Source organism: Haloarcula terrestris (genome assembly GCF_031624315.1).
Lineage (GTDB): Archaea > Halobacteriota > Halobacteria > Halobacteriales > Haloarculaceae > Haloarcula > Haloarcula terrestris.
Genome location: NZ_JAMQOM010000004.1, coordinates 298,251 through 323,444, shown reverse-complemented (window position 1 = coordinate 323,444; position 25,194 = coordinate 298,251). Strand labels below are relative to the sequence as shown.

At 65.2% G+C, this 25,194-nt stretch carries 21 protein-coding genes; 5 read left to right on the top strand and 16 right to left on the bottom strand.

All coding sequences use genetic code 11. The annotated features are described in order from the left end of the window. Nucleotides 1–45: 45 nt before the first annotated feature. On the bottom strand, nt 46–774 hold the full coding sequence (locus tag NDI54_RS11840) for a 5-formyltetrahydrofolate cyclo-ligase (RefSeq protein ID WP_310896648.1): 729 nt from the start codon (nt 772–774) through the stop codon (nt 46–48). Nucleotides 775–778: 4 nt separating this feature from the next. Then, nucleotides 779–1,879 (bottom strand): PGF-CTERM-anchored ABC transporter substrate-binding protein, encoded by a 1,101-nt coding sequence (locus NDI54_RS11835; RefSeq protein WP_310896647.1) that lies wholly within the window; start codon nt 1,877–1,879, stop codon nt 779–781. A gap of 58 nt (nt 1,880–1,937) precedes the next feature. On the opposite strand from NDI54_RS11835, the gene btuC reads away from it, so the two are divergent. From btuC to NDI54_RS11820, 3 genes are read left to right on the top strand one after another with little or no spacing between them, the layout of a single operon-like run. Next, on the top strand, nt 1,938–3,008 hold the full coding sequence (gene btuC / locus NDI54_RS11830) for a vitamin B12 ABC transporter permease BtuC (RefSeq protein ID WP_310896646.1): 1,071 nt from the start codon (nt 1,938–1,940) through the stop codon (nt 3,006–3,008). A gap of 53 nt (nt 3,009–3,061) precedes the next feature. Further along, a complete protein-coding gene (locus tag NDI54_RS11825; RefSeq protein WP_310896877.1) occupies nt 3,062–4,276 on the top strand; it encodes an ATP-binding cassette domain-containing protein in 1,215 nt (404 codons plus the stop codon). 55 nt (nt 4,277–4,331) lie between these two features. Continuing rightward, a complete protein-coding gene (locus NDI54_RS11820) occupies nt 4,332–6,779 on the top strand; it encodes a DEAD/DEAH box helicase (protein ID WP_310896645.1) in 2,448 nt (815 codons plus the stop codon). 26 nt (nt 6,780–6,805) lie between these two features. Here NDI54_RS11820 and NDI54_RS11815 read toward each other — a convergent pair whose 3' ends face one another. From NDI54_RS11815 to carA, 3 genes are all read right to left on the bottom strand, one after another. After that, a complete protein-coding gene (locus tag NDI54_RS11815) occupies nt 6,806–7,906 on the bottom strand; it encodes an AI-2E family transporter (protein ID WP_310896644.1) in 1,101 nt (366 codons plus the stop codon). Between the two features lie 110 nt (nt 7,907–8,016). Continuing rightward, nucleotides 8,017–8,892 carry a mechanosensitive ion channel family protein gene (locus NDI54_RS11810; RefSeq protein ID WP_310896643.1) on the bottom strand — a complete coding sequence of 292 codons (876 nt, stop codon included), beginning with the start codon at nt 8,890–8,892 and terminating at the stop codon, nt 8,017–8,019. A 313-nt stretch (nt 8,893–9,205) separates the two neighbouring features. Continuing rightward, a complete protein-coding gene (carA, locus tag NDI54_RS11805; RefSeq protein ID WP_310896642.1) occupies nt 9,206–10,252 on the bottom strand; it encodes a glutamine-hydrolyzing carbamoyl-phosphate synthase small subunit in 1,047 nt (348 codons plus the stop codon). 102 nt (nt 10,253–10,354) lie between these two features. Between carA and NDI54_RS11800 the strand changes: the two genes are divergently transcribed. After that, on the top strand, nt 10,355–10,768 hold the full coding sequence (locus tag NDI54_RS11800) for an Lrp/AsnC family transcriptional regulator (RefSeq protein ID WP_310896641.1): 414 nt from the start codon (nt 10,355–10,357) through the stop codon (nt 10,766–10,768). A gap of 179 nt (nt 10,769–10,947) precedes the next feature. On the opposite strand, the gene NDI54_RS11795 is transcribed toward NDI54_RS11800, so the two are convergent. The 10 genes from NDI54_RS11795 to NDI54_RS11750 form a co-directional block, all read right to left on the bottom strand. Beyond that, nucleotides 10,948–11,574, bottom strand: coding sequence for a hypothetical protein (locus tag NDI54_RS11795; RefSeq protein ID WP_310896640.1), 627 nt, complete (start codon nt 11,572–11,574; stop codon nt 10,948–10,950). A 214-nt stretch (nt 11,575–11,788) separates the two neighbouring features. Beyond that, nucleotides 11,789–14,812, bottom strand: a complete 3,024-nt coding sequence (locus tag NDI54_RS11790; protein WP_310896639.1) for a PAS domain S-box protein — start codon at nt 14,810–14,812, stop codon at nt 11,789–11,791. Nucleotides 14,813–14,919: 107 nt separating this feature from the next. Then, nucleotides 14,920–18,171: a carbamoyl-phosphate synthase large subunit gene (gene carB, locus NDI54_RS11785; RefSeq protein ID WP_310896638.1), complete on the bottom strand. Its 3,252-nt coding sequence runs from the start codon at nt 18,169–18,171 to the stop codon at nt 14,920–14,922. A gap of 158 nt (nt 18,172–18,329) precedes the next feature. Then, complete coding sequence (locus NDI54_RS11780; protein WP_310896637.1) at nt 18,330–18,560, bottom strand: hypothetical protein; 231 nt, start codon at nt 18,558–18,560, stop codon at nt 18,330–18,332. Nucleotides 18,561–18,607: 47 nt separating this feature from the next. Then, nucleotides 18,608–19,414, bottom strand: coding sequence for a hypothetical protein (locus NDI54_RS11775; RefSeq protein WP_310896636.1), 807 nt, complete (start codon nt 19,412–19,414; stop codon nt 18,608–18,610). Between the two features lie 47 nt (nt 19,415–19,461). Next, nucleotides 19,462–19,995, bottom strand: coding sequence for a DUF5815 family protein (locus NDI54_RS11770; RefSeq protein ID WP_310896635.1), 534 nt, complete (start codon nt 19,993–19,995; stop codon nt 19,462–19,464). A 107-nt stretch (nt 19,996–20,102) separates the two neighbouring features. Continuing rightward, the gene (locus tag NDI54_RS11765; protein WP_310896634.1) at nt 20,103–20,951 is read right to left on the bottom strand and encodes a hypothetical protein; all 849 of its coding nucleotides are present in this window, start codon (nt 20,949–20,951) and stop codon (nt 20,103–20,105) included. 76 nt (nt 20,952–21,027) lie between these two features. Then, complete coding sequence (locus tag NDI54_RS11760; RefSeq protein ID WP_310896633.1) at nt 21,028–21,441, bottom strand: DUF7124 domain-containing protein; 414 nt, start codon at nt 21,439–21,441, stop codon at nt 21,028–21,030. Nucleotides 21,442–21,493: 52 nt separating this feature from the next. Beyond that, nucleotides 21,494–21,724, bottom strand: a complete 231-nt coding sequence (locus NDI54_RS11755) for a hypothetical protein (protein ID WP_310896632.1) — start codon at nt 21,722–21,724, stop codon at nt 21,494–21,496. A gap of 45 nt (nt 21,725–21,769) precedes the next feature. Further along, complete coding sequence (locus tag NDI54_RS11750; protein ID WP_310896631.1) at nt 21,770–23,020, bottom strand: NAD(P)/FAD-dependent oxidoreductase; 1,251 nt, start codon at nt 23,018–23,020, stop codon at nt 21,770–21,772. A gap of 132 nt (nt 23,021–23,152) precedes the next feature. On the opposite strand from NDI54_RS11750, the gene NDI54_RS11745 reads away from it, so the two are divergent. Beyond that, entirely contained in the window at nt 23,153–23,761 is a 609-nt protein-coding gene (locus NDI54_RS11745; protein ID WP_310896630.1) for a DUF6149 family protein, read from the top strand. A 64-nt stretch (nt 23,762–23,825) separates the two neighbouring features. Here NDI54_RS11745 and NDI54_RS11740 read toward each other — a convergent pair whose 3' ends face one another. Continuing rightward, nucleotides 23,826–25,184, bottom strand: coding sequence for an NAD(P)/FAD-dependent oxidoreductase (locus NDI54_RS11740; protein ID WP_310896629.1), 1,359 nt, complete (start codon nt 25,182–25,184; stop codon nt 23,826–23,828). Between the last annotated feature and the right edge of the window lie 10 nt (nt 25,185–25,194).

The following is a 25,194-nucleotide window of genomic DNA, read 5'->3' as shown; positions in this document are numbered from 1 at the left end:
TAGGGTATCATTACCTCGGTGTTACCCGTCCGTGATGGCGTGGACTCAGTCGGGCCGGCGCGCCGACAGCACCGGTATCTCGTCGATGCGCTCCGCCGACAGCGCGTCCCAGTCGACGCCCGTTGGCCTCGCGTGTTGAGTCTCCGTTTCGACCGTTCGCTCCGGCGTCACGACCCAGTCCATCGGCACGTCGTGGGCGTTGACGGGCACGCTGGTGTCGACGACGCCCTCGGGACCGCCGACGACCTGTAGCTCGTGAACCGTGGTTACAACCGGTGTGGAATCGTCGACCAACCCCAGTTCCCGGAGGACGGCGTATTCGAGGTCGCTGTACCCCTCACCCTTGCCGATGCGCGCGCCGTCTTCAGTGACCGCGACGGAACCGGACACCACGAGGTCGACCTGCCCGACCGCCTCGGGGCCGACCTGTCGGGCGTGGTCGGCGACGTTCGAGACCGCCGGGGCCGCCTCGATGTCGTCGAGTTCGGCCGGGTCGAGTTCGTAGAAACAGCGCTCGTCCCGGAGCCGCGGGACGGCCATATACACCGTCTTGCCGGCCCGCAACGCCGCCCGCCGGACCGGGAGCTGTGGCGAGTCAGGATTGGCCTTGACCGTCTCAGCGGCGTCCCAGACCGCCGTCTCGGTAAGGCGCTGTGTGGCCTCGCTCGCGCCCTCGAAGTTCGGAATCCGGTCGTGTGGCGGGAACGGGAACCGGGCGATACCGCGCTCTTCCAGCGCGTCCCAGACCCGTTCGCGGATGGTCTGTTTGTCCATGGCGTTAGGCACCCCGGCGGCGGAGAGTGCCGATCAGCGCGAGCAGTGCGACGAGCGCCGTAACAGCGGTGAATCCGGGGCCGCTGGCGTCGGTCGTGGTCCGGTCCGGCGTCGCATTCGTTGTCGACGGCGCGGTCTGAGTCGTCGCTGTCTCGGTGGGAGTCAGCGCTACGGCCGACCGGGGGACGTAGCTGTCGCCGTCGTAGCGGTCCGGATAGAGCTGTGCGGTGGCGTTGTGGGCGAACCAGACCACGCTCCGCGGGGCGGGCTGATTGATGTCCTGCACCCGAACGGAGACCGTCGAGTTGGTCTCACCGGCGGTCGTGCTGGCGTAGGGTTCGGTCTCGGCGATAGTCGCCGTGTTCTCGGTGACAAACAGCACATCCGGGTCGAGCTGGAGAATGACCTCGTCGCTGAGTTGCGGGTACTGCGTGTGGTTGCGGGCCGCGACGTTCTCAGCGCCCACGAGTTCGATGAGCGACGTGACGAAGGTGTTGCCGGCCGCCACGTACCCGCCGCCCAGCGGGTACAGCGCCGCCGGTCGGTCCTCGACAGCCGCAGTGACCTGCCGAACGGCGTCGACGTTCGCGTCCATCCAGGCGTTGGCCTCGGTCGCGCCCTCGCAGTTGCCGGTCAGGCGGCCGGTCGTCGTCGTTTTGGCCCGAATATCGTCAATCGTTGTCGCAGCGGGGAAGTGATACACCGTGAGTCCGGCCTGCCGGAGCGGGGCCACGTCACCGGCGCTGGCGTTCGGCGCGAGCACCAGGTCCGGCTCCGTGCCGACGACCCGCTCGACGCTGACGCCGAAGCTCGCTGAGACGTTCGTCCGGTTCGCAGCGCCGTCCAGATAGCTCGCGTACTGAGTGAGCCCGACCACCTGTGAGCGGCCGCCGATCTCCCACATCGTCTGGGCGGCCGAGGGGTTGGTCGTCGTGATTCGCTCCGGGCGCTCCTCGATCGTGACTTCGGTCCCAGTCGCGTCGGTCATCGTCACCGGAAACGAGCAGTCGTCGGCTTGCGTTGGGGCTGTCGCTCCAGCCGGTGTGACAGCCGCAAGCGAACCCACGAGCAAGATACAGAGACACGCGAGAGAAAGTCGTCGCATGCTCTAGGCGGGTGTCAGGAGCAATAAATACTTATCTACTGCAAGTGGGCTTTCACACATGCGATTCGCGGGTCGGACTGTCGGGTGGTCGACGGGCCTCGTCGCCGTCCTCTGTGCCGTGGTGACGACGAGCGCCGGCATCGGCCCAGTGTGGATCCCGCCCGACATCGTCGGGAAAGTGCTGCTCAATGCAATCGTCGTCCCGACGGGCGTCACCCTTTCCGGGGCCGCTTTCGACGTGAGCACGACACACGTGTTTTCCTACGCCGTGAGCGACCTCCAGACGCAGATCGTGATGCAGGTCCGACTGCCACGCATCCTGCTCGGCGCGGTCGTCGGCTTCTCACTCGCCGCTGCGGGGACGATCATGCAGGGTATCTTCCGGAACCCGATGGCCGACCCCTCCATCATCGGAGTCTCCTCGGGCGCGGCGGTCGGTGCGGTCGGGTTCATCGTCGCGCCGGTCGTAATCCCGTTCGGGCTCGGCCTCCGCGGTGCGGCCTTTGCGGGGGCGCTGGTCGCGGCCTTCGGCGTCTATCTCATCGCGACGCGGAACGGCCGGACGCCGGTGGCGACGCTGTTACTGGCCGGCGTGGCGATACAGACCTTTCTCGGGGCGGTCGTCTCTTTCCTGTTGCTCCACAGCGGCGAGAGCATCCGCCGGGCGCTGTTCTGGCTCATGGGCCATCTCAAGGGCGCTTCCTGGCCCGAAGTGACCAGCAGCGTCGTGCTCGTTGCCGTTCCGTTTGTCGTGTTGCTCGCCTACGCCCGCGACCTGAACGTCATGCTGCTGGGCGAAGAGGACGCACAGAGCCTCGGTATCGAAGTCGAGCGGACCAAACGGGTCCTGCTTGCGCTGTCGGCAGTCATCACGGCGGCCGGCGTCGCCGTCGCCGGCATCGTCGGTTTCGTCGGCCTCATCGTCCCCCACGTGATGCGGCTGCTCGTCGGCCCGGACCACCGGATACTGCTCCCGACGGCAGCGCTTGCCGGCGCATCCTTCCTCGTGGCGACGGACACGCTGGCGCGCTCGGGTAGCGCCGAGGTCCCGGTCGGCATCGTCACCGCCGTCCTCGGCGCGCCGTTCTTCCTGTATCTGCTCCGGAAGCGGGAGGTGCACGAACTGTGAGCGATCCGAGCGGGTCCGACGGTGTGGACTCGGGACAGAACCGCGCCGGACCGATGCTCGACATATCGGACCTCGCGGTGTCTTTCGGCGACCAGTCGGTGGTCTCGGGCGTCGATTGCAGCGTCGAGCGGGGGACTCTCGTCGGCCTCGTCGGCCCCAACGGCGCGGGCAAGACGACCGTCTTGCGAGCGGTGAAGGGGACGCTGGACCCGGACGCCGGCACGGTCTGTGTCGACGGCGACCCGATCCGAGACAAATCCGCAAAAGCGGTGAGTCGTCTCGTCGCAAGCACGCCACAGGGAACTGCCCTGTCGTTCGATTTCAGCGTCAAGCAGACCGTCGAGATGGGACGGACGCCCCATCTGGGCCGGTTCGACCGGATGGACGAGACCGACCGCCGTGCCGTCGAGCGGGCGATGGAGCGTGCGAGCGTCGCCCAGTTCGCCGACCGTCCGTTCACGTCGCTTTCCGGCGGCGAGCGCCAGCGCGTCCTGCTGGCCCGGGCGCTGGCACAGGAGACACCGGTGCTCCTGCTCGACGAACCGACAGCGAACCTCGACATCAACCACGCCGTCCGGACGCTCGAACTGGTCCGGACGCTCGTCGACGACGGGAAGACGGCCGTCGCCGCGATACACGACCTGAATCTGGCCGCCCGGTACTGCGACGAACTGGTGTTGCTCGCCGGCGGCGGGGTTCGTGCGGCAGGTCGCCCGGTCGACGTGCTCACAAGCGACACGCTCCGTGACGCCTTCGACGCGGAGACGCTTGTGACGACCCAGCCAGGCACCGACGCGCCGCTGGTGACGCCGCTGGCCCAACAGGAGACAGTCGACCGTCGCGTCCACGTCGTCGGGACCGGCAGGCCGGCGGCTGCCGCCGTCTCGACACTCGTCGGGGCCGGCTGTCAGGTCACCGTCGGCGTCGTTCCCGCCGGCGACGCGGCTGCCGAGCGGGCGGCGGACCTCGACTGTGAGGCGGTCACGGTCCCGGCGTTCGCCGGGATCGACGACGCGGCCCGCGAGCGCGCCATTGATCTTGCCGCTGCCGCCGATGCCGTCGTGAGAGCGGGCGAGACCGGTGCCGGCAACAGTGCGGTTATCGATGCGGCCAGTGCCCTACTCAACGCCGCGGCCGGCGACAGAACCGATTCGACCGGTCGCCACGACGCCGTTCCGCTGGACACGCTCCCGGCGGCGGTTGCGTCCCTGTCGCCCACAGCGGAGCGGGGCGGGACGCCCGCGCCCACGCAGTCACCCACCGACTGAGTACACTCCGAGCGAAAACAGCAACACCGATACTTCTCGTCCACGTATCCCGCCCGTGGACGACACGATTGCGTGGCTCCGGGACCGCCCCTACTACGAGGGACAGATCGTCGACCAGCGGACGATCCCCGGTCGAGATGCGCGGACCGCGGACTGCGAGGTGCCGGACCGGCTCGCCAGTGTTCTCGAAGACCGTGGCATCACGGACCTCTACGCACACCAGGTGGACGCTATCGAGGCAGTCCGTGGCGGTGACAACGTCGTCCTCGCGACCGAGACGGCCAGCGGCAAGAGCCTCGCCTACACCGTCCCCGCCTTCGAGCGGGCGCTTGACCGCCGGGCGACGACGCTGTATATCGCGCCCCAGGTCGCGCTCATCAACGACCAGACCGAGACACTGTCGGAACTGGCCCAGGGGCTTGGTTTCGCCTCCGGCGTCTCCGTCGCCCAGTACACCGGCCGACAATCGAAATCCGAGAAGGAAGCCATCCGGGAGCGCCAGCCCACCGTGTTGCTGACGACGCCGGACATGCTCCACTACGGGATTCTACCCCACGCCCACCGCCTGTGGGACTGGTTCTTTCAGCGCCTCGAAACCGTCGTCATCGACGAGATCCACGGCTACCGCGGCGTGTTCGGCAGTCAGGTTTCGCTGGTGATGCGCCGCCTCCAGCGGGTCGCCGAGCGGTTCGACGCCGGAAGCGAGGCCAGCGAGAGCGATGGCGGCGGGAGCGCCAGCGCTACGGCGGGCGGTCCGGAGTGGGTCTGTTGCTCGGCGACCATCGGGAATCCGGTCGAGCACGCGGCGGCCGTCACCGGCCAGCAAGAGTCGTCGTTCGCACTGGTCGACGAGGACGCCAGCGCCAGCGGGCCGCGCCACTGGCTGCTGTGGAATCCCCCGGAGTACGAGGGCGGCGGCTGGGGGAGCGGCCGCCGGAAATCGAACCACGTCGAGACGAAACAGCTGTTCGTGGACCTCGTCGAACGCGGTCTCCAGACGGTCGTCTTCGCCGGGTCGCGCCAGACGGCCGAACGGTATGCCAGCGACAGCGCGGACGAACTGCGGAGCCGCGGCGAACACGACCTCGCCGACAGCGTCGGCGCGTACCAGGCCGCGCTGACCGACGACCGCCGGCGCGAACTGGAGCAGGGGCTGCAGTCCGGCGACCTCCGTGGCGTCTGGTCGACCAGCGCGCTCGAACTGGGCGTCGACGTGGGCGGCTTAGACGCCGTGTTGCTGGACGGCTACCCCGGGACGCGGATGCGGGCCTTCCAGCAGGCCGGGCGGGCCGGTCGGGGCACGGATCCCGCGCTGGTCGCGCTGGTCGGCGGCGAGGACCAACTGGACCAGTACGTCCTGCGCAACCCCGACGCGCTGTTCGAGACGGGGGCCGAACAGGCCGTGACAAACCCCGAAAACGAGCAATTGCTGCCAGCCCACGTCCACGCGGCCGCCTGCGAGAACTGGCTCTCTCCCGGCGACGACCGCCACTTCGGCGAGACGTTCCCCGATGTCGTCGCGGATCTCGAATCGGCCGGAAAGCTCGACCGCCGCCAGACCGACCAGGGGATGCGCTGGCTCGGCAATGGGAGCCCCCACCACGACATGAATCTGCGGACCGTCGACGACGGCGAGGTAAAACTCGTGGCGAAAGGCGACGTGATAGCGAAGCTTTCCGTCGAGGACGCGCTGCGGGACGCCCACCCCGGAGCCATCTATCACCACCAGGGCCGGCGCTACGAGGTGACAGCCCTCGACCTCGACACGGGCGTCGCCGAACTCGACCGGACGTGGGCGGACTACTTCACCCGCGTCCTCCACGACAAAACGATTACTGTCGAGGCCGATTTGGCGGAGCGGCGGCTGCCGACCCGCGAGGACGTGCCGGTCCGGTTTGCGTCCGTGACGATGCGAAAACAGATCACCGGCTACGAGCGCCGTGACGGTTCCTCTGGAGAGGTGCTCGGCCAACGCTCACTCGATCTGCCCGAGACGACCTTAGAGACGAAGGCGCTGTACCACACCGTGCCGTCGGACCTGGAAAGCGAGATCCGGCAAGGAGCCTACGGAGCCGAAAGCGATCCCGGGAGCGGTGATGGGAGTCAACCCGGCGACGCGGCAACCGACGGCGGTAGCGACCCCGGCGACTTCCCGGGGGCCATCCACGCCGCCGAGCACGCCATGATTTCGATGTTCCCCTTCGAGTACCTCTGTGACCGCGGCGACATCGGCGGCCTGTCGACGCCGCGCCATCCCCACACCGGCGAGCCGACGATCTTCATCTACGACGGCTACCCCGGCGGTATCGGCCTGACGCGGGCGGGCTACCACGACATCGGACCGCTGATGGACACCACGCTCTCGATGCTGACCTCGTGTGACTGCGCCGACGGCTGTCCGGCCTGTGTGCAGTCACCCCACTGCGGGAACGCCAACGATCCGCTGGACAAACACGGCGCGATACACCTGCTGGACGGGCTAACGGACGACGCGGCGGAGTAAGGAGACGGTGGGCTGGAGTGGGTATGCTATCGGAAGTCGTTGAGCCGCATCTGGTCGGGCGACAACCCGTCCGGTTCGCCGGCACCGAGCAACCGCGGCAGCGCCGTGTTCGCAAAGGTCAGTCCGATGACGAGCAGTATCGGCGCGAAAAAGAGGCCATAGAACCCGAGCACGACGGGGCCGAGCGTGTACGCGAGCATCAGGAGTCCGACGTGGGTGTTTTCGCCGCTGAGCAGCGGCCGGAGCAGGAGGTCGGGAACAGTGTCGACGACGACCACCGCAACGAGGAGGAACCCAAGCACGTACACGAGCAGCGAGGATTGGCCGTCGAGCACCACCGGGAGGGCGGCGATGCCGGTCAGCGGGAGGTACACTACTTTCATCCCCACGACGGGAATCAGGCTGGCGATACCGGTCAGCGCGCCGGCGAGCGTCGGATACGGGACCTCGACGGCCGCCGGGACGAGCGCGTTGTAGCCGGTGAACGCGGCGATAGCGATGAGCGAGATCGCCAGCACGTTCAGAAGGTTCCCGAACAGCACCGCCTCCAGTTCCTCGTCGACGGCTTCGAGATACTCCCGGATGATGGCGTCATCATCGAACCGGAGCAGCCACTCGCGGATGCGTCGACCGTCCACGAGGAGGTAGTACGTGACGATTGTCGTGATGAACAGATTGAGGACGAACTCGGAGACGACCGCCGTCAGGACCATGGCGTTCTCGCTGAGGAAGGTGACGAACGGCGAGAGCTGGCCCGACTGATAGGCCTCGTACAGCCCCTCGACGGTGAGGTCCGGAACCGAATCCGCCCCGTCGAGCCAACTGACGTGGGTCGCGGCCACGTCGATGAGCGCGTACTGCGTGACGAACTGCCGGGCTTCGACGATGAGGAGGACGGCCGCGTAGCTGACGAGCAACAACAGCGGGAGCGCCAGTGAGGCCATGACGACGACCGCGCGAATCCGCGCGGGGAGGCGCAAGCGACGCAGCGAGCTGTAGTACCGCCGCGTCGAGTAATAGAGGAACACCGACACAGTGAGCGCCGCGATGAACTGATACGCAAGCACACCGACCACCACCGCGACTGCGAGACCGAAGAGGGCGACGACGAAGCGCTTCTCGTCCATATACGTACCAGCTTATGGGCAGTTATAAACATACGGACGCCGGCTCTGTGCCTCTCGAAGGAGACGCGGTCACGCAAAACTGGTTGTCTGCACCGCGTACCGACTGGGAACTATTCGGTCCGCTCGTCCGCCGTCCCGACACCGTCGTGGACACCGATCTCGCCAGAAATATCGTGCTGACTCGTATCGCTGAGGTCGATACCCTCGGCATGGCAGCCCTCCTGGACCTGCTGAATGAACGCTGATCTGACTGAGACGAGTCGGTTCCGTCGCTCGTTGGGAATCCAGATTCGGCCTGTCAGGACGACCGCCGTCGACGCGAGGTCGCTAACCCTGGCTGTCGGCGTCGGCTTCTCCATGACGTGGTCGATGTCGCGGGCGGCGTTCTCGATGATGGCCCGGACTGTGTCGATGTCGTCCTCGTAGCTGATGCCGAACTGGTAGGAGATCCCGATAGGCCCGGTTGAGGTCTGGTTCGTCACCGCGCTCGTCGCCAGCGTCGTGTTGGGGACGATGATGCGCTCGTTGTCCGGTGTCTGAATCCGAGTCACACGCAGGTCGATGTCGACCACTGTCCCCTCCATGCCGTTCCAAGCGATGGTATCGCCGACGTTCAGGTCCGGGTCAGTCACGATGAACGCGCCGGCGACGAAGTTCCCGAGCACGTCCTGTGCGGCCAACCCCACAGCCAGCGTGATGCCCGCTGCCAGCAGCGTCGACCCCGCGAGCGCGCCCCGGAAGCCCGCGACGCTGGCCCCGATGACGACAGCGAGAATGACCGACACCAGATGGACGGCGCTGGTCAGCGCGCTCGCGACCGTCTTGTTAGTCTCCGTTCGCGATAGCCCCCATCGGACCAGCGGTACGGCAAGCAGCCGGCCGATGGTGTAGAGAAGCGCCGCGACGGCAAGAAACTGCGCCCCGTCCGTCGCAAGCTGTCCGTACGTCGAGACGATGTCAATATCCAGGCCCGCCGGGAACTGCATACCGGCTGTCGTAGCTCAATGGATATGAAATAGGGGTGTCACATCCGGACGAATCGGGGCCGCGGCTTCGCCCGGCCGTTCACAATAAAGCGAGGTCGCCCACTCCGTTCAGCGTCTCCCTGCTCCTCACGGCTCCTACCGTCGCCGTTCGGAAGTCCGGGACCTCTCCCTACGGTCGGGCTCTCCCTGCTCACGGCTCCTACCGTCGCCGTTCGCATATTCGAGGGCCGCGCTTCGCGCGCCTCGCTATTCCTCGCGGGTCGTTCCTCCCCGCTCGGACGTTTGGAGACGCTTCACTCTGTTCAGCGTCTCCCTACTCCCCTGCCATCCCCAACACATCATCGAAGAAGCCGAGCGAATCGTGCGGGCCGGGATTAGCCTCGGGGTGGTACTGGCGCGTGATGATGTTCAGGTCGTCGTTCTCCAGACCTTCCGGCGTATCATCGTTGACGTTGACCTGGGTCACGTCGAGCTTGTCGCCGGGGTCAGCGACGGTGTAGCCGTGGTTCTGGGTCGTCATCACGACCTGGTTCGAGCGCAGGTCGCGCACGGGCTGATTGACACCGCGGTGGCCGAACTCCATCTTCTCGGTCTCGCCGCCGAGCGCGTTGGCGACGACCTGCTGGCCGAGACAGATGCCCGCAAGCGGCACATCGCCGACGTAGGTCTCGACGAGTTCGCCGGCCTGCTCGAAGTTCTGGGGGTCGCCGGGGCCGTTCGAGATGAACAGCAGGTCGGGGTCCACCGCGGCCACGTCGTCTTCGCTGGCGTCGTAGGGGAACACGTGGACCTCAGCGTCGCGCTCGACGAGCGAGGAGGTGATGGAGCCCTTCGCGCCGCAGTCGACCAGCGCGACCGTCTCGCCGTCGCCGCCCTCGTTGTAGACCTCCACCTCGTCGACGGAGACCTGCGCGCCGATGTCGGTGTGGTCGGACATGTGCTTGCACTCGTGGAGTTCATCGAGCGCGTCCTGCTCGGTTACGTCCGGGCCAGCGGCGATGCCGCACTTCATCGCGCCCTCGTCGCGGATCTCGGTGACGATATCACGCGTGTCGAGGTGGTCGACGGCGGGAACGCCTTCGGATTCGAGCCACTCGGCCACGTCGTCGGTCATCTCGCGAGCGACGGCGGCGCGCGGGTGGACGCGGTCCGACTCGAAGCGTTCCTCCCGGACGCCGTAGTTCCCGATCAGCGGGTAGGAGAACGTCAGGACCTGCTCCTCGTAGGACGGGTCGGTGAGACTCTCCTCGTAGCCGGTGTATGCCGTTGTGAATACCAGTTCGCCGCGGGCCGTCCCGGGAGCGCGAGCGCGCGCCTCGATGACGCGGTCGCCCTCGATTGCCACGTATGCGTCAGCCATTACGAGATGCGTATACTACAGTCGGTCATAAGGGTTGCTTTCGAAGACGAGTTTCGAATTTCGTAATCCTCAAGTCACGACCGGTGATACTGTCACATCTCGATGGACGACCTCGACAGGGAGATACTCTCGATACTCCGCCGGGACGCCCGAACGCCGTACACGGAGATCGCGGACCGGGTCGGCACGTCGGAGGGGACCGTGCGCAACCGCGTCGAGCGGCTGGTCGATGACGGCGTCATCGAACGCTTTACCGTCGCGACGCGGACCGGCAACGTGAAAGCGATGATCGAGGTCAGCGTCGACGTGAACGTCGACACGGGCGAGGTTTCCGACCGCATCGCCGAGTGGCAGGAGGTCGATTTCGTCTGGCAGGTCTCCGGCGAGGAGGACATCGTCGTGGTCGTCGACGCCGCGGACACCGATGCGGTCAACGGGCTCATCACACAGGCGCGAGAGTTGGAAGAGGTCGTGGGGACGAAGACGAGGCTCATTCTGAACGAGCGAGTTGGGTAGCGCTTGGCGAAGCCGCGCGAGCCAACTCGGTGAATCGGAATTTGCCGAGTGAGGCTCATTCTGAACGAGCGAGTTGGGTGAGTAGCGAGGTCGCGGAGCGACCTCGAAAAGCGAGCGGGGAACGGAGTGACCCGCGAGCAGTAGCGCGGTTCGAGGCGAGCGACTGGGAATCGAGTGCCTCAGTCGTTGTCGTCGTCGATTGGCTGCCCGCGGTAGTATGTCGTCTGGTCGCTCTCCGTATTGTCGGTCGTGGTGTCTTGTGGCGCGACGGGTCGACCGCGATACATGACCCGATTGGCGTTGTCGTCGCCGTCGATGGAGTCCGGACTCTCCTGTTGATGGTTCTCGATGAACTCGGCGGCCGCCTTGAGGACCGATTTGTCGGTCTTGCGGTGGACCCAGCAGTGGTACATCTTCCGTGGGGTCCGGAGCGCGAGTCGGTGCGCACGGAACCCAGTCTTGGTGGTGACATCGGCAACCGACTCGTGTGGGACCTCGATGACTTCGTCGTTCTCGTCTTTCCCGATGAGACAGAGCGTCCGGCGGCCAGTGATGAGAATGACTGTCCGACGGTCCCCGACCGGCGAGTCGGTCTTTCGTTTCGTCCCGCGACCGATGCCACGCTTCCCGTTCGTAAGAACGTACGCCGGTGCCTCCGCGCCGTCGAGGTAGGTCAGCGGCGGGTTGTTCAGCGGCGGTGACGCCGAGAACCGGCTCTCGTGCCCAGCGAGGACCGCCGTCGTAACCGAGTCACTGGGAGCCATCTCCGCGACCGTCTCCGCCCGCTCGGCGACGTTCTCTATCATCGGGCTCCCGAAAGAGCGACAGCGGTTGCAACGCGATGCATACTGGTAGTGCCACAGCCTCGGAAATGAGTGTTACGAACGTGCCATTATTGTCCCAGAACAAGATAGATAGTCACCAGTTGGTGTTGATACCCTACAGATAGCCGAGGTTTAGGCGGAGATAGTTCTAAGTTGGAAGTCAGAGCGGAACAATCAGTTGCGAGTGGGTACCGCGTCAGAACGCCTGTTTGATACCGGTGAACTCAAACCGTGCGCCGCCGCCGTCGCGCTCGGTCACGGTCACGGACCAGTCGTGTGCCGCCGCGATCTCCTTGACGATAGCGAGGCCGAAGCCGGTACCCTCATCAGATGTTGTGTAACCGCTTTCGAACACTGTCTCGCGTTTCTCTGCCGGAATGCCGGGGCCGTCGTCGGCGACGTAAAAGCCCGAGTCGCCGATATCACCGACTTCGACAGTGACCGCCGGGCCGCCGTGTGTCACGGCGTTGTTGATGAGGTTTTCGAGGAGTTGGCGGAGGCGGCTCTCGTCGGCATAGATCGTGCTCTCAGCGGTGATTTCGAGGCTCGCGTCCGATGTCTCGACAGCGTGCCAGCAGGACTGCACGGTCGATTCGAGATCGAGCGGCTCCGTCTCCGAGACCGTGTCCCCCTCGCGGGCGAGGGTCAGCAGGTCCTCGATGAGCTCTTTCATGCGGTCGATTGCGCGATAGCAGCGGTCGAACTGCTCGTCGTCGCCGGTTTCTCTGGCCAGGGCGAGCGAGCCTTCGAGGACGCTGATCGGGTTCCGGAGGTCGTGACTGACGATGCTCGCGAACTCTTCGAGCCGGTCGTTCTGTCGCTCCAGTTCCTTACGGTACTCGATGCGGTCGGAGATGTCCCGGGAGATGACGACGAGGCGGGTGATCTCCTCGTCGGCGAAGATCGGCGTTATCTGCGTCTCCCAGACGCCGGTGGTGTGGAACGCGTCGGTTTCCTCGAACGTAATAGTGCTGTTGGCGGCGACACACCGCTCGTAGTGGGCAGCGATTCGACTCCCAGTGTCCTGGCCGGCGGCCTCGGTCGGGGTCTGGCCGGCCACCGATTCGGTGGCGAGTTCGGTTCGCCGTTCGTAGGCCTGGTTCGTCCGGACATACCGGAAGGTCGGGTCCTCGGTCGCCCCCACAACGTCGACGAGCGCGATGGCGTCGTTCGTGTTCTCGAACACCGCCTCGTATTCGTCGGTGAGTCGGGCCAGTTCCCGCTCGCGCCGTTTCTGCTCCGTGATGTCGGTCGCGACGACACAGAGGGCGTACGGCTCGCCCTCATCGTCGAGTATCGGCGTCTTCCGCGTCAGATGGGTCCGCTCCGTCCCGTCGACGGGAATCACCTCCTCGACTTCGACAGTTTCCTTCGTTTCGAGGGCCTGCTGGTCGTCGGCATAGGTCTGCTCCGCGATCTGGTCGGGGAAGAGGTCGTAATCCGTTAGCCCGACGATAGACTCGTCGGCATCCAGCCCGAGCATGTCGCGGGCCGCGTTGTTGGCAAAGAGAAACCGGCTGTCGATGTCTTTCATCAGGATGTACGTCGGCGCTGTGTCGAGAATCGCCTGGAGTTTCCGGCTCGTGTCTTCGAGTTCCTGTTTCCGCTCCTTTTGATCGGTCACGTCCCGATGGATCCCGACTGCACGAACCGGATCGCCGTTCTCGTCGCGTTCGAACACCTTGCCGATGTCGCGGATCCACCGGTACTCCCCGGTAGCCGTCTTGAGCCGGTGGTCGCATTCGTAGATCTCCGTCTCGCCGTCGAGGTGCGCGTTCAGCGCCTCGTAGGTCCGTTCGCGGTCCTCGGGATGGATCAGTTCGTCCCAGGTGTCCACCGACGGATCGAGTTCGGCGAGCGAGTAGCCGAGCATGTCGGCCCAGCGCTCGTCGAAGGTGACCGCGTCCGTCCTGATGTTCCAGTCCCAGACGCCGAGTTCGGCGCTCGCAAGCGCGAGTTCGTGCCGCTCCGTGAGCGTTCTGAGTTCGCGCTGTCGATCAAGCCTGGACAGCGCCTCCTCGGCGTTGGCAGCCAGCGTTCGTAGCAGGGAGACCGATGCGTCCTCGAACGCGGCGATTTCAGTCGAGGCGGCGATCAGGACGCCGTAGTCACCGAGTGGCATCAGAATCTCGCTCCTGATGTCCGTATCGGGGTTGTACCGGTCCGGATGGGTCGACACGTCGTCGAAGACGCGCGGTTCGCCGGATTCGGACACCGTCCAGGCGAGGCTGTCGCCCTCTCGGAAGGTCGGATGCTCACCGAGGACCGCCTGTGCCCGGTCGGTCACAGCGACCGGCCTGAGGCAATTGGCCGACTCGTCGAAGAGAAAGACGGCGCTCAGCGGGAGGGCGAGCAGATCACGGACAGTATCGACGACCAGTTCGGCAACCCCCTCCCGTGACTCGGCGTGCATCAGCTTCCGGGTCGTGTCGTGCAGCGCCTCGATACGCTCCTGTCGCTTCCGGCGCGCCGTTATCTCCTGGAACTGCGAGAAGATCGCGACAGTCTCACCCGCTTCGCGGATGAGGCGGTTGTGCCACTCACAGACGATCCGGTCGCCGTCGCCGGTCTCGATGTCGAGTACCGCGTTGTAGCCGCCGCTGTCGTCCTGCAGGGCCGTAATCGTCTCCTCGACCGCCGGACGTTCCGAGTCCGGGACGAGTGTATCGAACCGTTTTCCGACGAGGTCCGCTTCCGACCGCCGCAAGATCTCCTCACCTGTCTCGTTGACCTGGACGATCTCGAAGGACTCGTCCCACTCGAGGACGCCCAGTGGTGACTTATCGATAAACAGCGAGAGCCGCTCCCGGCTCGCTTCAAGCGCCCGCCGGGAGCGGTACTGCTCGACCGCGTTCGTGATTCGGTTTGCCAGCAGCGTGAACTGGTCGGTCCCCTGTTGCTTCTGGAGGTAGTCAGTCACACCGGCCGAAATCGCCTCACTCGCTACTTCTTCGGAGCCTTTCCCGGTAAAGACGATAAACGGGATGTCTTCGTCGATAGTCCGGACGGACTCCAGAAACTCGATCCCGTTCTGTCCGGGCATATCGAAGTCCGAAACGACACAGTCGACGGGCTCTTCGCCGAGCCGAGTGAGCCCTTCATCCGCCGACGGTGCCGTTATCACGTCGAAGCGGTCGTCGATACGGCTCAGAAACGCCGCCGTCAGCGACGCGAACTCCGGATCGTCCTCGACGTGCAGAACGCGAACGGCATCGGCCATTGCTCATGTGTGAGCGTGTCCGATCAATAAGTATTATTGCCGGTTTGTTCGAGCGACAGGATCGGTGCCCCGCAGTGAACGACCCGCTCTGAAAGCAACCGGTCGCCTTACTCAGCGCCCCAGTCGCGCTGGGTCTTGGGCCGCTCGTCGATGGCCTGGACGGCGAGTGGCTGGTCGGCGGAGTTGATGGCTTCAAGCGCCGCCTCAGCGCTCTCGTGGGTCGAGAAGTACGTCACGGTCTCCTCGACGCAGGCTTCCAGCACCTCGCGGTCGCGGGAGAGGACGAGGTCGACCTCGCCACTCCGGATGGCGTCGATGATGGCGTCGGTGTCGTCGTAGTCGTCGAAGTCCTGTACGTCGAAGTGCTCCTCGAAGCCGAGGATCGGCAGGTCGACGATGGCCGTCCCCTCAAGCGGGATCGGCTTGCCGACGGCCATCTGGGCCTTCTGGTAGGCCTTGCCGAAGGAGCCGGCGGTACCCATGACCTCGCCGGTGGATTTCATCTCGGGGCCGAGACGCGGGTCCGAACCCGGGAGGCGGTCGAAGGGCAACACGACCTCCTTGACCGACACCTGGTCGGGAATCTGCTCCTGTACGTCGAGGTCAGCCAGCGAGGCCCCGGACATCACCTTCGCGGCAATCTTGGCGATGGGGACGCCGGCGGTCTTGGAGATGAACGGAACCGTACGGGACGAGCGCGGGTTCGCTTCGAGGACGAACACCTCGCCGTCACGGACCGCCAGCTGGACGTTCAGCAGGCCGACCGTGTCCAGCGCGTCGGCGATGTCCTCGGTGACTTCGCGGATGCGGGGCATCACGTCCTTGATCTCCTGGGAGCGGGGCGGAATCATACAGGCGGAGTCCCCGGAGTGGACGCCGGCCGTCTCGACGTGTTCCATCACGCCGCCGATGAGCACGTTGTCCTCGTCGGCCACGGCGTCAACGTCCAGTTCGACGGCGTCCGCGAGGAACTCGTCGACGAGGATCGGCTTGTCCGGGCTCACGCGGACCGCTTCCTCGATGTACGTTTCGAGGTCCTCGTCGTTGTACACCACGTCCATCGCGCGACCACCGAGTACGTAGCTCGGGCGCACGAGGACGGGGTAGCCGATGTCGTGGGCCAGTTCCAGGGCCTCCTCCTCGGAGGTCGCGGAACCGCCTTCGGCCTGGGAGATACCCAGGTCGGCCATCAGCCTGTTGAACCGGTCGCGGTCCTCGGCGAGGTCCATCGCGTCGACGGACGTGCCCATGATCTCACAGTCCAGCCCACGGCGGTCGAGTTCCTGTTCGAGCGGGTGGCCGATGTCGACGGAGGTCTGGCCGCCGAACTGGACCATCACGCCGTCGGCGTTGGTCGCCTCGATGACATCGGCGACCTCCTCGGCGGTGACCGGCTCGAAGAACAGCCCGTCGCTGGTGTCGTAGTCCGTCGACACCGTCTCGGGGTTGTTGTTGACGACGTGGGCGTCGATGCCCAGTTCCTCCAGCGCGCGGACGGCGTGGACCGAACAGTAGTCGAACTCCACGCCCTGCCCGATGCGGATGGGGCCGCCGCCGACGACCACGACGCTTTCGAGGTCGGGATCGATCTGGAGCTCGTTGCGGTCGATGCCCGACACCGGATCCCGCGTCGAGTAGTAGTACGGCGTCGTCGCCTCGAACTCGCCGGCACAGGTGTCGACGAGCTTGAAGTCGCGGTCGGTCGTTTCGGTCTCGACGGTGTCGACAGTGACACCGGAACCGTCGGTAGCCGCTTCAACCTCCGCCTCGTCGCCGCCGTCGTCGCCGAGGTCAGCCGGGAGCCAGGAGACGTGCGTGTCGTTGAACTCGCCGCCGGCCAGCGCGGTGATCTCCTGGTCGGTGAAGCCGGCCTGTGCGGCGGTCTCGTAGTCGCCCTCGCGGGCGGCCTGGGCGGCGTCGGCGACCTCCTTGAACCGCTCGACGTACCACTCCTCGATGTCAGTTATGTCGACGACTTCCTCGATAGTGTAGCCACGCGTGAACGCCTCGAACATCGCGTACGGGCGGTCCGGCGTCGGCTTTTCGAGGTACTCCGTTTCGAGTTCCGAATCGTCGATTTCGTTGAAATCAGCGGCCGGGTTGTACTCCGAGGACCGGAGTGCCTTCAGCAGACTTTCGGGGAACGTCCGGCCGATAGACATCGCCTCGCCGGTGGATTTCATCGCCGTCGAGAGCTCGAACTCGGTGTCCTGGAACTTGTCGATGGGCCAGCGCGGCACCTTCGTCACGACGTAGTCGATGGCCGGCTCGAACGCCGCCGTCGTCTCGCCGGTGATCTCGTTGTCGATCTCGTGGAGGCGCTTGCCCATCGCCACTTTCGCGGTCACGCGGGCGATGGGGTAGCCGGTCGCTTTCGAGGCCAGCGCCGAGGAGCGGGAGACACGCGGATTGACTTCGACCACGCGGTACTCGCCGCCGGGCGTGCCGTCGTCGCGCCAGGCGTGCTGGATGTTACAGCCGCCCTCGATGCCGAGTTCGCGGATGACCTTCAGCGCGGAGTCGCGCATCTCCTGGTGGCCCTCGTCAGGGATGACCTGCGAGGGCGTGACGACGGTGGACTCCCCGGTGTGGATGCCCATCGGGTCGATGTTCTCCATGTTGCAGATTATGATACAGGAGTCGTCGGCGTCGCGCATCACCTCGTATTCGAGTTCGACCCAGCCCTCGATGGACTCGGTGATGAGCACCTCGTTGTTGCGCGAGAGGCGCAGGCCCTTGCGGACGCGCTCGATGAGTTCGTCCATCTCGTCGACGACGCCGGAGCCGGAGCCTCCGAGGGTGTACGTCGTGCGCGCGATGACGGGCAGCCCACCGACCTCGTCGACGGCTGCCTCGACCCGGTCGACGAGCGATTCCTCGTCCAGATCAGTGACCGACTCGCCCTCGTCGAGCGTGATGGTCGTCGAGCGTGCCACCGGCTCGCCGATGTCCTCCATCCGCTGTTTGAACAGGTCCCGGTCCTCCGTCGCGTAGATGGTGTCCAGTGGCGTCCCCATCACGTCCACGTCGTACTCGTCGAGAATGCCCTCCTCGGCGAGTTCGGCCGTGACGTTGAGGCCGGTCTGGCCGCCAAGCCCGGCGATGACGCCGTCGGGGTTCTCCTTCCGGATGATCTCCGAGATGGCTTCGGTGTTGATGGGTTCGAGGTACACCTTGTCGGCCATCTCCGGGTCGGTCATAATCGTCGCCGGGTTCGAGTTCACGAGCACGACGCGAGCGCCCTCCTCCTGAAGGGCACGGCACGCCTGTGCGCCGGAGTAGTCGAACTCGGCCGCCTGTCCGATCTTGATCGGGCCACTGCCGATGAGTAGGATTGTCCGGTCCTCGTCCGCTGTCATTGTACGAGCGGAGTCTACACATCGTAATAAGCCCGGCGAAAGGATGCGAAGCTCGAAGCCAAATTTCGAATATCGTAATGCGAGGGCGTCACACGGTGGGGCGTCTCACCCGCTGGTCTCCGAACTGTCACCCGGCCGGTGTGGCTGCTTCTGAGCGGTCAGTTGTTGCGGGCTGGCACGCGATAGCGGTAGGGCTGGCCCTGAATGACCTCGACCTCGCCGGTCTGGGCACGACGGCCGAGGACGGTCGCTACCCGGTGGGCGCTCCCGACCTCCGCGTCGTGTTCTTCGAGCAGGTCACAGATCTCGCTGGCCGTCAGTGTGCCGTCGGCGTCGGCTTCTTCGAGCACCGTCAGAATGCGCTCGAACTCTCCCTCGCGCATAGCCATACACTGTTACAACACCGCAGCCACCATATAACACCGTCAGACAGCAGTCAGACGGTGGATTTCGGCAAACCAACGGACGGCGTCGTGCCGGTGCTGTCAGACAGCGCGGAGTCGCTGTCTGTCGCGTTCGACCAGCGCTTGCTGACCCACACCGGCCGGGAGACGGCCGTATCGCCGATTGCGGAGTATCGAATTTCGTATCTGACCATGGCGTCCCTGGACGGGTCCCAGTACGAGACCGTGAGCGACTGGACGAATCCGTCCGGCCGGACATCGGCCCGAGCGCTGAAATTTTCGGCTGGTTCGAACGCTGCCGGCGGGTCCGTGGCCATCAGCGTCATGCCGCAGGTGTCGCAGTCGTTCCCCGGGTGCTCGACGCTGACGTTCGTGGCGAGATAGGCTTCGATGAGTCGAGCGGGATCCGGTTCGAGTACCCTGCTGACCGGGGCCGGCGGCCTCGTCGCGGTCCAGGCCCGCTGCGTTCGCTCGTCGTAGCTGTAGCGGCGGTCCCCGTTGGCATACACTCGCTTGGTGTAGTTCTGGTCGACGATCTCGGTTCGATATTCGTAGCGGTGCCTGTCTTCGACAACGACAGAGACGATCTGCGTGCCCCATTCGAGTGACAGTCGGATCCCCAGCACGTACGAGCGGTTCCGCGTCGCGCGCCGGTGTGCCGCCGCGAGTTCCCTTGCGTCGACAGTGTCCGCAGCCACTGCCGCGTCGAGGCGGTCGCCCTGGGACTCCTCGGGGACCGGAACTGGCGTCACAGTCTGGCGGTCCGTCCCACCGAAGGCTCCACAGCCGGCAAAAGCTACGAGTACGAGCGCGAGCAGGACTGCCGCGCGACCAGCCATACGTCACCGTGTGAGCTATACCCACAAAGTACTCGGGTCGCAGGCCGTCAGATTGCGGTGTCCGACCGCCCGTCGAAGTTCCGCTCCTCGCGGTACTGCTCGACGAACGCGTCGACATCGAACTGCAGCATCTGCTCCTCGAACTCGGCCATCACGTCGTCGTCCTCGGCGTGGCTGATGGCGTGTTCCATCAGTTCCACGAGCAGTTCGACGACGATCTCGTGGAGGCGGCGAGAGTCGAAGTCGCTCACCCACGCCAGCGAGAAGCCGACCGACCCGTCCTCGCTGGTGTCGGCGGCGACGACCTTTTCGGGGAACTCCTCCATGACAACGCCCATCAGATGGACCGTCGTGAACTCGTCGTAGTCGTCGTTGGTCTCGATAGTCGCGTGCAGCACCTCGGTGAGAAACTCCGGGACGAAGCGTGCCAGCGGGTGCGGGTCCAGCACGACGGCGTGTGTCTTCCCGCAGTCACACGCGAACTCTCGCATGCCCAGATGGAGGTCATGCGTGTCGACGCGTTCGCCACAGGGCAGTTCGAGTTCGGACTCGCGCCCGCCGGGCACGCGCGGTTCAGCCATTTGCTGTCCGTAGGAGTATCGCGGGGTTAAACGCCGCGGTCTCCGTTCGCAGGCGAGAACCGGTCACCGGCACCGGTCGAGACAGCGAGCGAAAGCAGAGTTCGTGCTCAGAGTTCGCTCTGCTCCTCCGTTGCCCTGACCTGGATGTAGGCGTCCGTAATCACGGCGAGACTGAACGCCTGGACCGGCGCGTTCAGCACCATCGACGTGACCTGCAGGATGGACTGGGAGGGCAGGTCGAACGAGCCGGGGAGGAACACCGACAGGACCGAAGCCGTCGAAGGAATCCCCGGAATGATACCGAGAAGGAACAGGAGAAACAGGAGGACGATGATCTGTGCCGGGGCGTCCATGAACCGCGCGACGGCGTGTTTGAGCGTCTCGACGTAGCCGCCGTCGTACAGAGCAATCGCCTGCAGCAGATACACGAGCGCAAGGCCGACAATCAGTGAGAGGAGGCCGCCGACGATTCCGGCCAGCCCCCCTATCAGTTGACGGCCACTGAAGCTCAGCACAGTGGAACTCATGGAAAACGCGAACGTGAGTATCGCAACTCCGCCGCCGAGAACGACCGCCATGATGGCTCGTTCGGACGTATCGGCTTCCATGATCTCCTGTGGGTCAGCGAACAGTCTGATCCCCCAGAACTTGACCAGTTGACCGATAACCAGGAACAGCAGGACCAGCACGACGGCGATTGGAAGCGCCACATCGAGACCGAACGGCCCAGCGAAATCCGACATCGAGAACCCCGGGGTACCCGCCCCACCGGGACCACCCGCTCCAGTGGGGCCGCCGCCGGCCATCAGTTGGTCGAACAGCGCCCGGGAGAACGACGAATTTGCGACAGTGTTTCCGAGGTTATACAGGAAGAAAACACCGGTAAGCAGGAGTCCGGTTTCACTGAGGAGATCGTCGATACCACTACGCAGGGCGTCACCGATTTGGAGGGCCATATGTGCGGTCGCTATCCGGGAGAATATAAAACCAGTCGAAACGTTGTCACCCGTTCGCAAGCAGGGGGGTCGCGCCCTACGGCCAGTCGTCGCGCTCGTCGTCCTCGGTCGGTGCGTCCGGAGCCTCGGGTTCGCCCAGTTCCCAGTCGGCCGCCTCAGCGGCCTGTTCGACCGGCAGGTACTCCCAGCCCGCCGTCTCGGCGAGGGCGGCGTCATCGTCGTTTGAACCGACAAAGACGTGCCGGTCAGTGTCGAACTGCTCTTTGACGTTTTCGAGGCTCTCCTCGCGGCCGCGTGGGCCGGAGAAGAAGTCCTGCCGGATCCGGTGTTTCCGGGTGAAGTTCGTCACGACGTAGGTGGGCTGTTCGGAGATGACGCCGACGTACTCTGACCACTGGCGCGCGTCGTTGAACACGCTATCGGGATAGGCCAGTTGCTTGAGGGCGTCGAGGTCGAACGCGAGGGTCATATCGCCGCTGCCGCCATCCATACGCAACTCTCCGCTTTAGGCCGAAAAAAGAGCGTCGTTCTCCCGCTGGCAGTCACCGCTCGCGGTGCCGGTCCTGTTCGGCGAGGCGATTGGCCTCGTCCTGTATCTCCGCCATCTCGCTGGCCGCCTGTGCATCGCGCTGGCCGTGGCTGTAGTTGACCGACGAATCGAGCACCGACCCGGCGAAGACACCACTGTCGTCCGAGCCGTCAGTGTCAGCCTCCCGCTCGTCCGTATCAGTCCCGGTGATCCAGCCAAGCACACGGGAAGCGATGTTGCGCATGCTCTTCGCTACGGCCACAGCGCGTAAAAAGATCGGTGTCGACGATTATTCGGCCGGTGCGGGCGTCTGGGCTTTCACTTCTTCGAGGTCCACTTCCTTCTCCAGCAGGAGCTCTTTTTTGTCCGCGACCTTGCGCTCTTCGCGGATGAGCTGTTTGAACGCCGACTGCTGTGAGAGGTCGCCGATCAGCACGCCGCCGACGAGCTGGCCGTCCTCGAAGGCGAGGCGTCGCCACTCGCTGTCGGAGTACTTCCGCTCTGCCTCGTCGTCGCCGCGGGTCGGATGACCGAAGGAGAGGAACGGGAAGTCGAAGTGCGTGATGGAGTACGAGGAGACCCAGCGGAACTCCTCTGCCTCGGCGTCTTCGACCATGTTCGTCCCGGCGACCGAGCCCTGCTCCTTGGCCGAGCCCCACGCGCCGTTTTGTGCCTGGGAGTCGAGGATGGTGTCGTAGAACTGAGTGAGGTCGCCCGCTGCGTAGATGTCCTCGACGTTGGTCTGCATGTACTCGTCGACGACGACGCCGTCGTCGAGTTCGAGCCCCGCACCGTTGAGGAACTCGGTGTTGAAATCGAGGCCGATAGCGACGCCGGCCCATTCGCCGTCGTAGTGGTTGCCGTCGGGATCGACTGCACCGGTGACGTGGCCGTCGTCGTCGACTTCGAAGTGGTCGACGCCGGACTCGAACACCGGCTCGACGCCGTTTTCTTTGAGTGCCTCGTGGATGATCTCCGCACCCTCCTCCGAGAGCGCGTAGCGCCACCAGCGGTTGCCACGCATCAGGTATTTCGCGTCGATGCCCTGGGCGGCACAGACCGCTGCGAGGTCGATACCGAGCAGGCCCGCTCCGACGATGATACCCTGGTCGGCTTCGGCGGCGTGCTCGCGGATGCCGCGCGCGTCCTGGAACGTCCAGAAGTGGTGGACGCCGTCGGCGTCGCTGTTCTCGACCGGTACCTGTGCCGGCGTCCCGCCCGTGGCCACCAGCAGCTTGTCGTACTCGTAGGTGTCACCCTTGTGGGTGTGGATTTCGTGCCCGTCAGGGTCGATGTCCGTCACGTGGGTGTTCAGCTGGAGGTCGATGTCGCGCTCCTCGTACCACTCCGGCTCGTGGATAGAGATCGGGGCCTCCGGCAGTTTCCCCTTGGCGAACTCCTTGATCAGGATCCGGTTGTACAGTGCCTCCCCCTCGTCGGTCAGGACCGTGACCGACGCGTCCGGGTCCGCTTCCCGGATTGTCTCGGCCGCGGACGCACCCGCAATGCCGTCACCGATTATCACGTGCGACGTGCTCATGTACGGCCGATACGAAATCGGGCTTAATGTGGATTGCTATCTGCGTATCGTTTGCGATAGTCCGCTGAATCGGACGGAAGACCGCCGATAGTCGGGGATTTGAAGGCGCTGGGACCCATATCCGGGAGTGACATGAAAATCTACCAGAACCCGCGCCACTGGGCGAGCAAGAAGGCGCTGACGACACCTGGCGTCCGGTCGGTGGCCAACTACGGGCTGGTGAAACTCCACACCAAGATCTTCCTCGGGAAGGCCGACGAGGCCCACCGGGAGGAACGGCGCGACCACCTCGATGACTTCTTCGACGCCACGATGGACACCTACGTGGCCGCGCTCCAGGCAGATTACTCGGAAGCCGAAGCCCGAGAAATCACCCACATTCAGGCGAACTTCGACTTCTACAACCACGGCTGGACGGAGATGATGGAGTTCCCGGCCGGCGAACTCGAAGCCCACTACGAGCGGTACGCGGACTTCTTCGAGGCCCACGACATCACCATCGACGACCCGCTCGGGACGTTCCGCCCGGCCGACGGCGTCGCGGACGCACCGTCGACGCCGGAGAAACTGGACGAGCCGGAACACCCCCACGCAGTCGGTGGGTTCGCCGACGACGTGTACGTCGAAACCGAGGACGGCGAGATGATCGTCGGCGGCGGCCGCGAGGAGCCGGACGACGTGAGCCCGGCCGACGCGCCGGTCATCGACGAGGACGACGTGGAAAACGCGGCCGGCGACTGAGCCGGGGACGTCACACCGGGGTTAGGCGTTCCACTAGCGAACGGGTTTTACTGCAACACAGCGCTCAGCGCTGGGCTTCCGAGAGCGGCGAGTCGTCGGCTGTCGCCGCTGCTGGGTCGCGCGCGATCCGGTCAGCGCACTCGAAGCCCGCGACGATCCCGCCGTTGAGCGACCGCTCCGGATACTGGGCGCGCGAGGCCATGCCGGCGTAGTAGAGCCCGTCCGCGACGGCGTCGCCCAGGTCGTAGGGGATGACCATGTCCAGATAGCCGCGCTCGTAGACTGGGGCCGTCCGGGGGTTGCGGCCCGTGCGGATCCAGTTCACGGCGTCACGGTCGAACTCGGGGAACAGCGATTCGATGCCGTCCAGCCACGTCTCGGCGACCTCGTCGTCGCTCTGTTGCCAGACGGCTTCGGATTCGTCCTGAATGTAGCGGGCGACGTACAGCAGATGCTCGCCGCCGTACCGCTGGGCGGAGACGAAGTTCGTGTGTTCGATGAGCGCGCCGAAAGGGGCGTCGTCGGCGATGTTCAGCCAGTACGTATCGAGCAGTGATTCGTCCATGCTGATGACCGAACACACCGTTCCCTGGAAGTCGATATCACAGGTGTAGCCGGTCAGCGCCTCCAGGACGTTGGGCATCGTCGCGACGACGACGCCATCGACCTCGTGGACCGTCGTCTCGGTTCCGTCAGTGGCCGTCAGCGACGAGACGGTCCCGTCGTTCGTATCGAGGTCAGTCACGCGCGTGCCCGTCTCGATGTTCTCGCGGCCCACGGCCTCGACCAGCGCGTCGAGCAAGCGGCCGAAGCCGCCGTCGAAGTACCCCAGGATCTCGCCGTTCAGGATGTCCCGCTCGCCGCGGAACTTGACCCGGCCGAGCAGCCACGCGGCGCTCACGTCGTCTTTCCGGTCGCCGAATTTCGCGTCCAGCAGCGGCTCGAAGAAGTTCTCGTAGACGCCCCTGGTGGTGTGTTCGACGACGAACTCCTCGATGGGCACGTCCTCGAAGTCCTCCAGTCGCTCGTAGGTGTCGAACGACGGAATACCGCCGCGCACGTCGATATCGAGGACGAGCATCCCCAGCCGGAACGTGTCGTACAGCGAGAGATGCGGATACGAGAGGATTTCCCAGGGCTTGTCCATCGGGTGGACGACGCCGTCGACGTAGTAGGCGTTCTTCCCGATGTGCCACTCGACGGCGTCACCGAGGCCCAGTTCCTCGGCGAGTTCGACGATGGTCTCCTCGGATTTCGAGAGGTGGTGATAGAACTTCTCGATGGGGTCCCCGGCCGTCTCGTAGGTCGCTGCCAGGCCGCCGAGGTCCTCGCTCGCCTCGAAGACACGGACCTCGTGACCGCGTTGCTGGAGCCGGTACGCTGCCGAGAGGCCGGCGATACCGCCACCGACGACGCCAATCATACCTCGACCT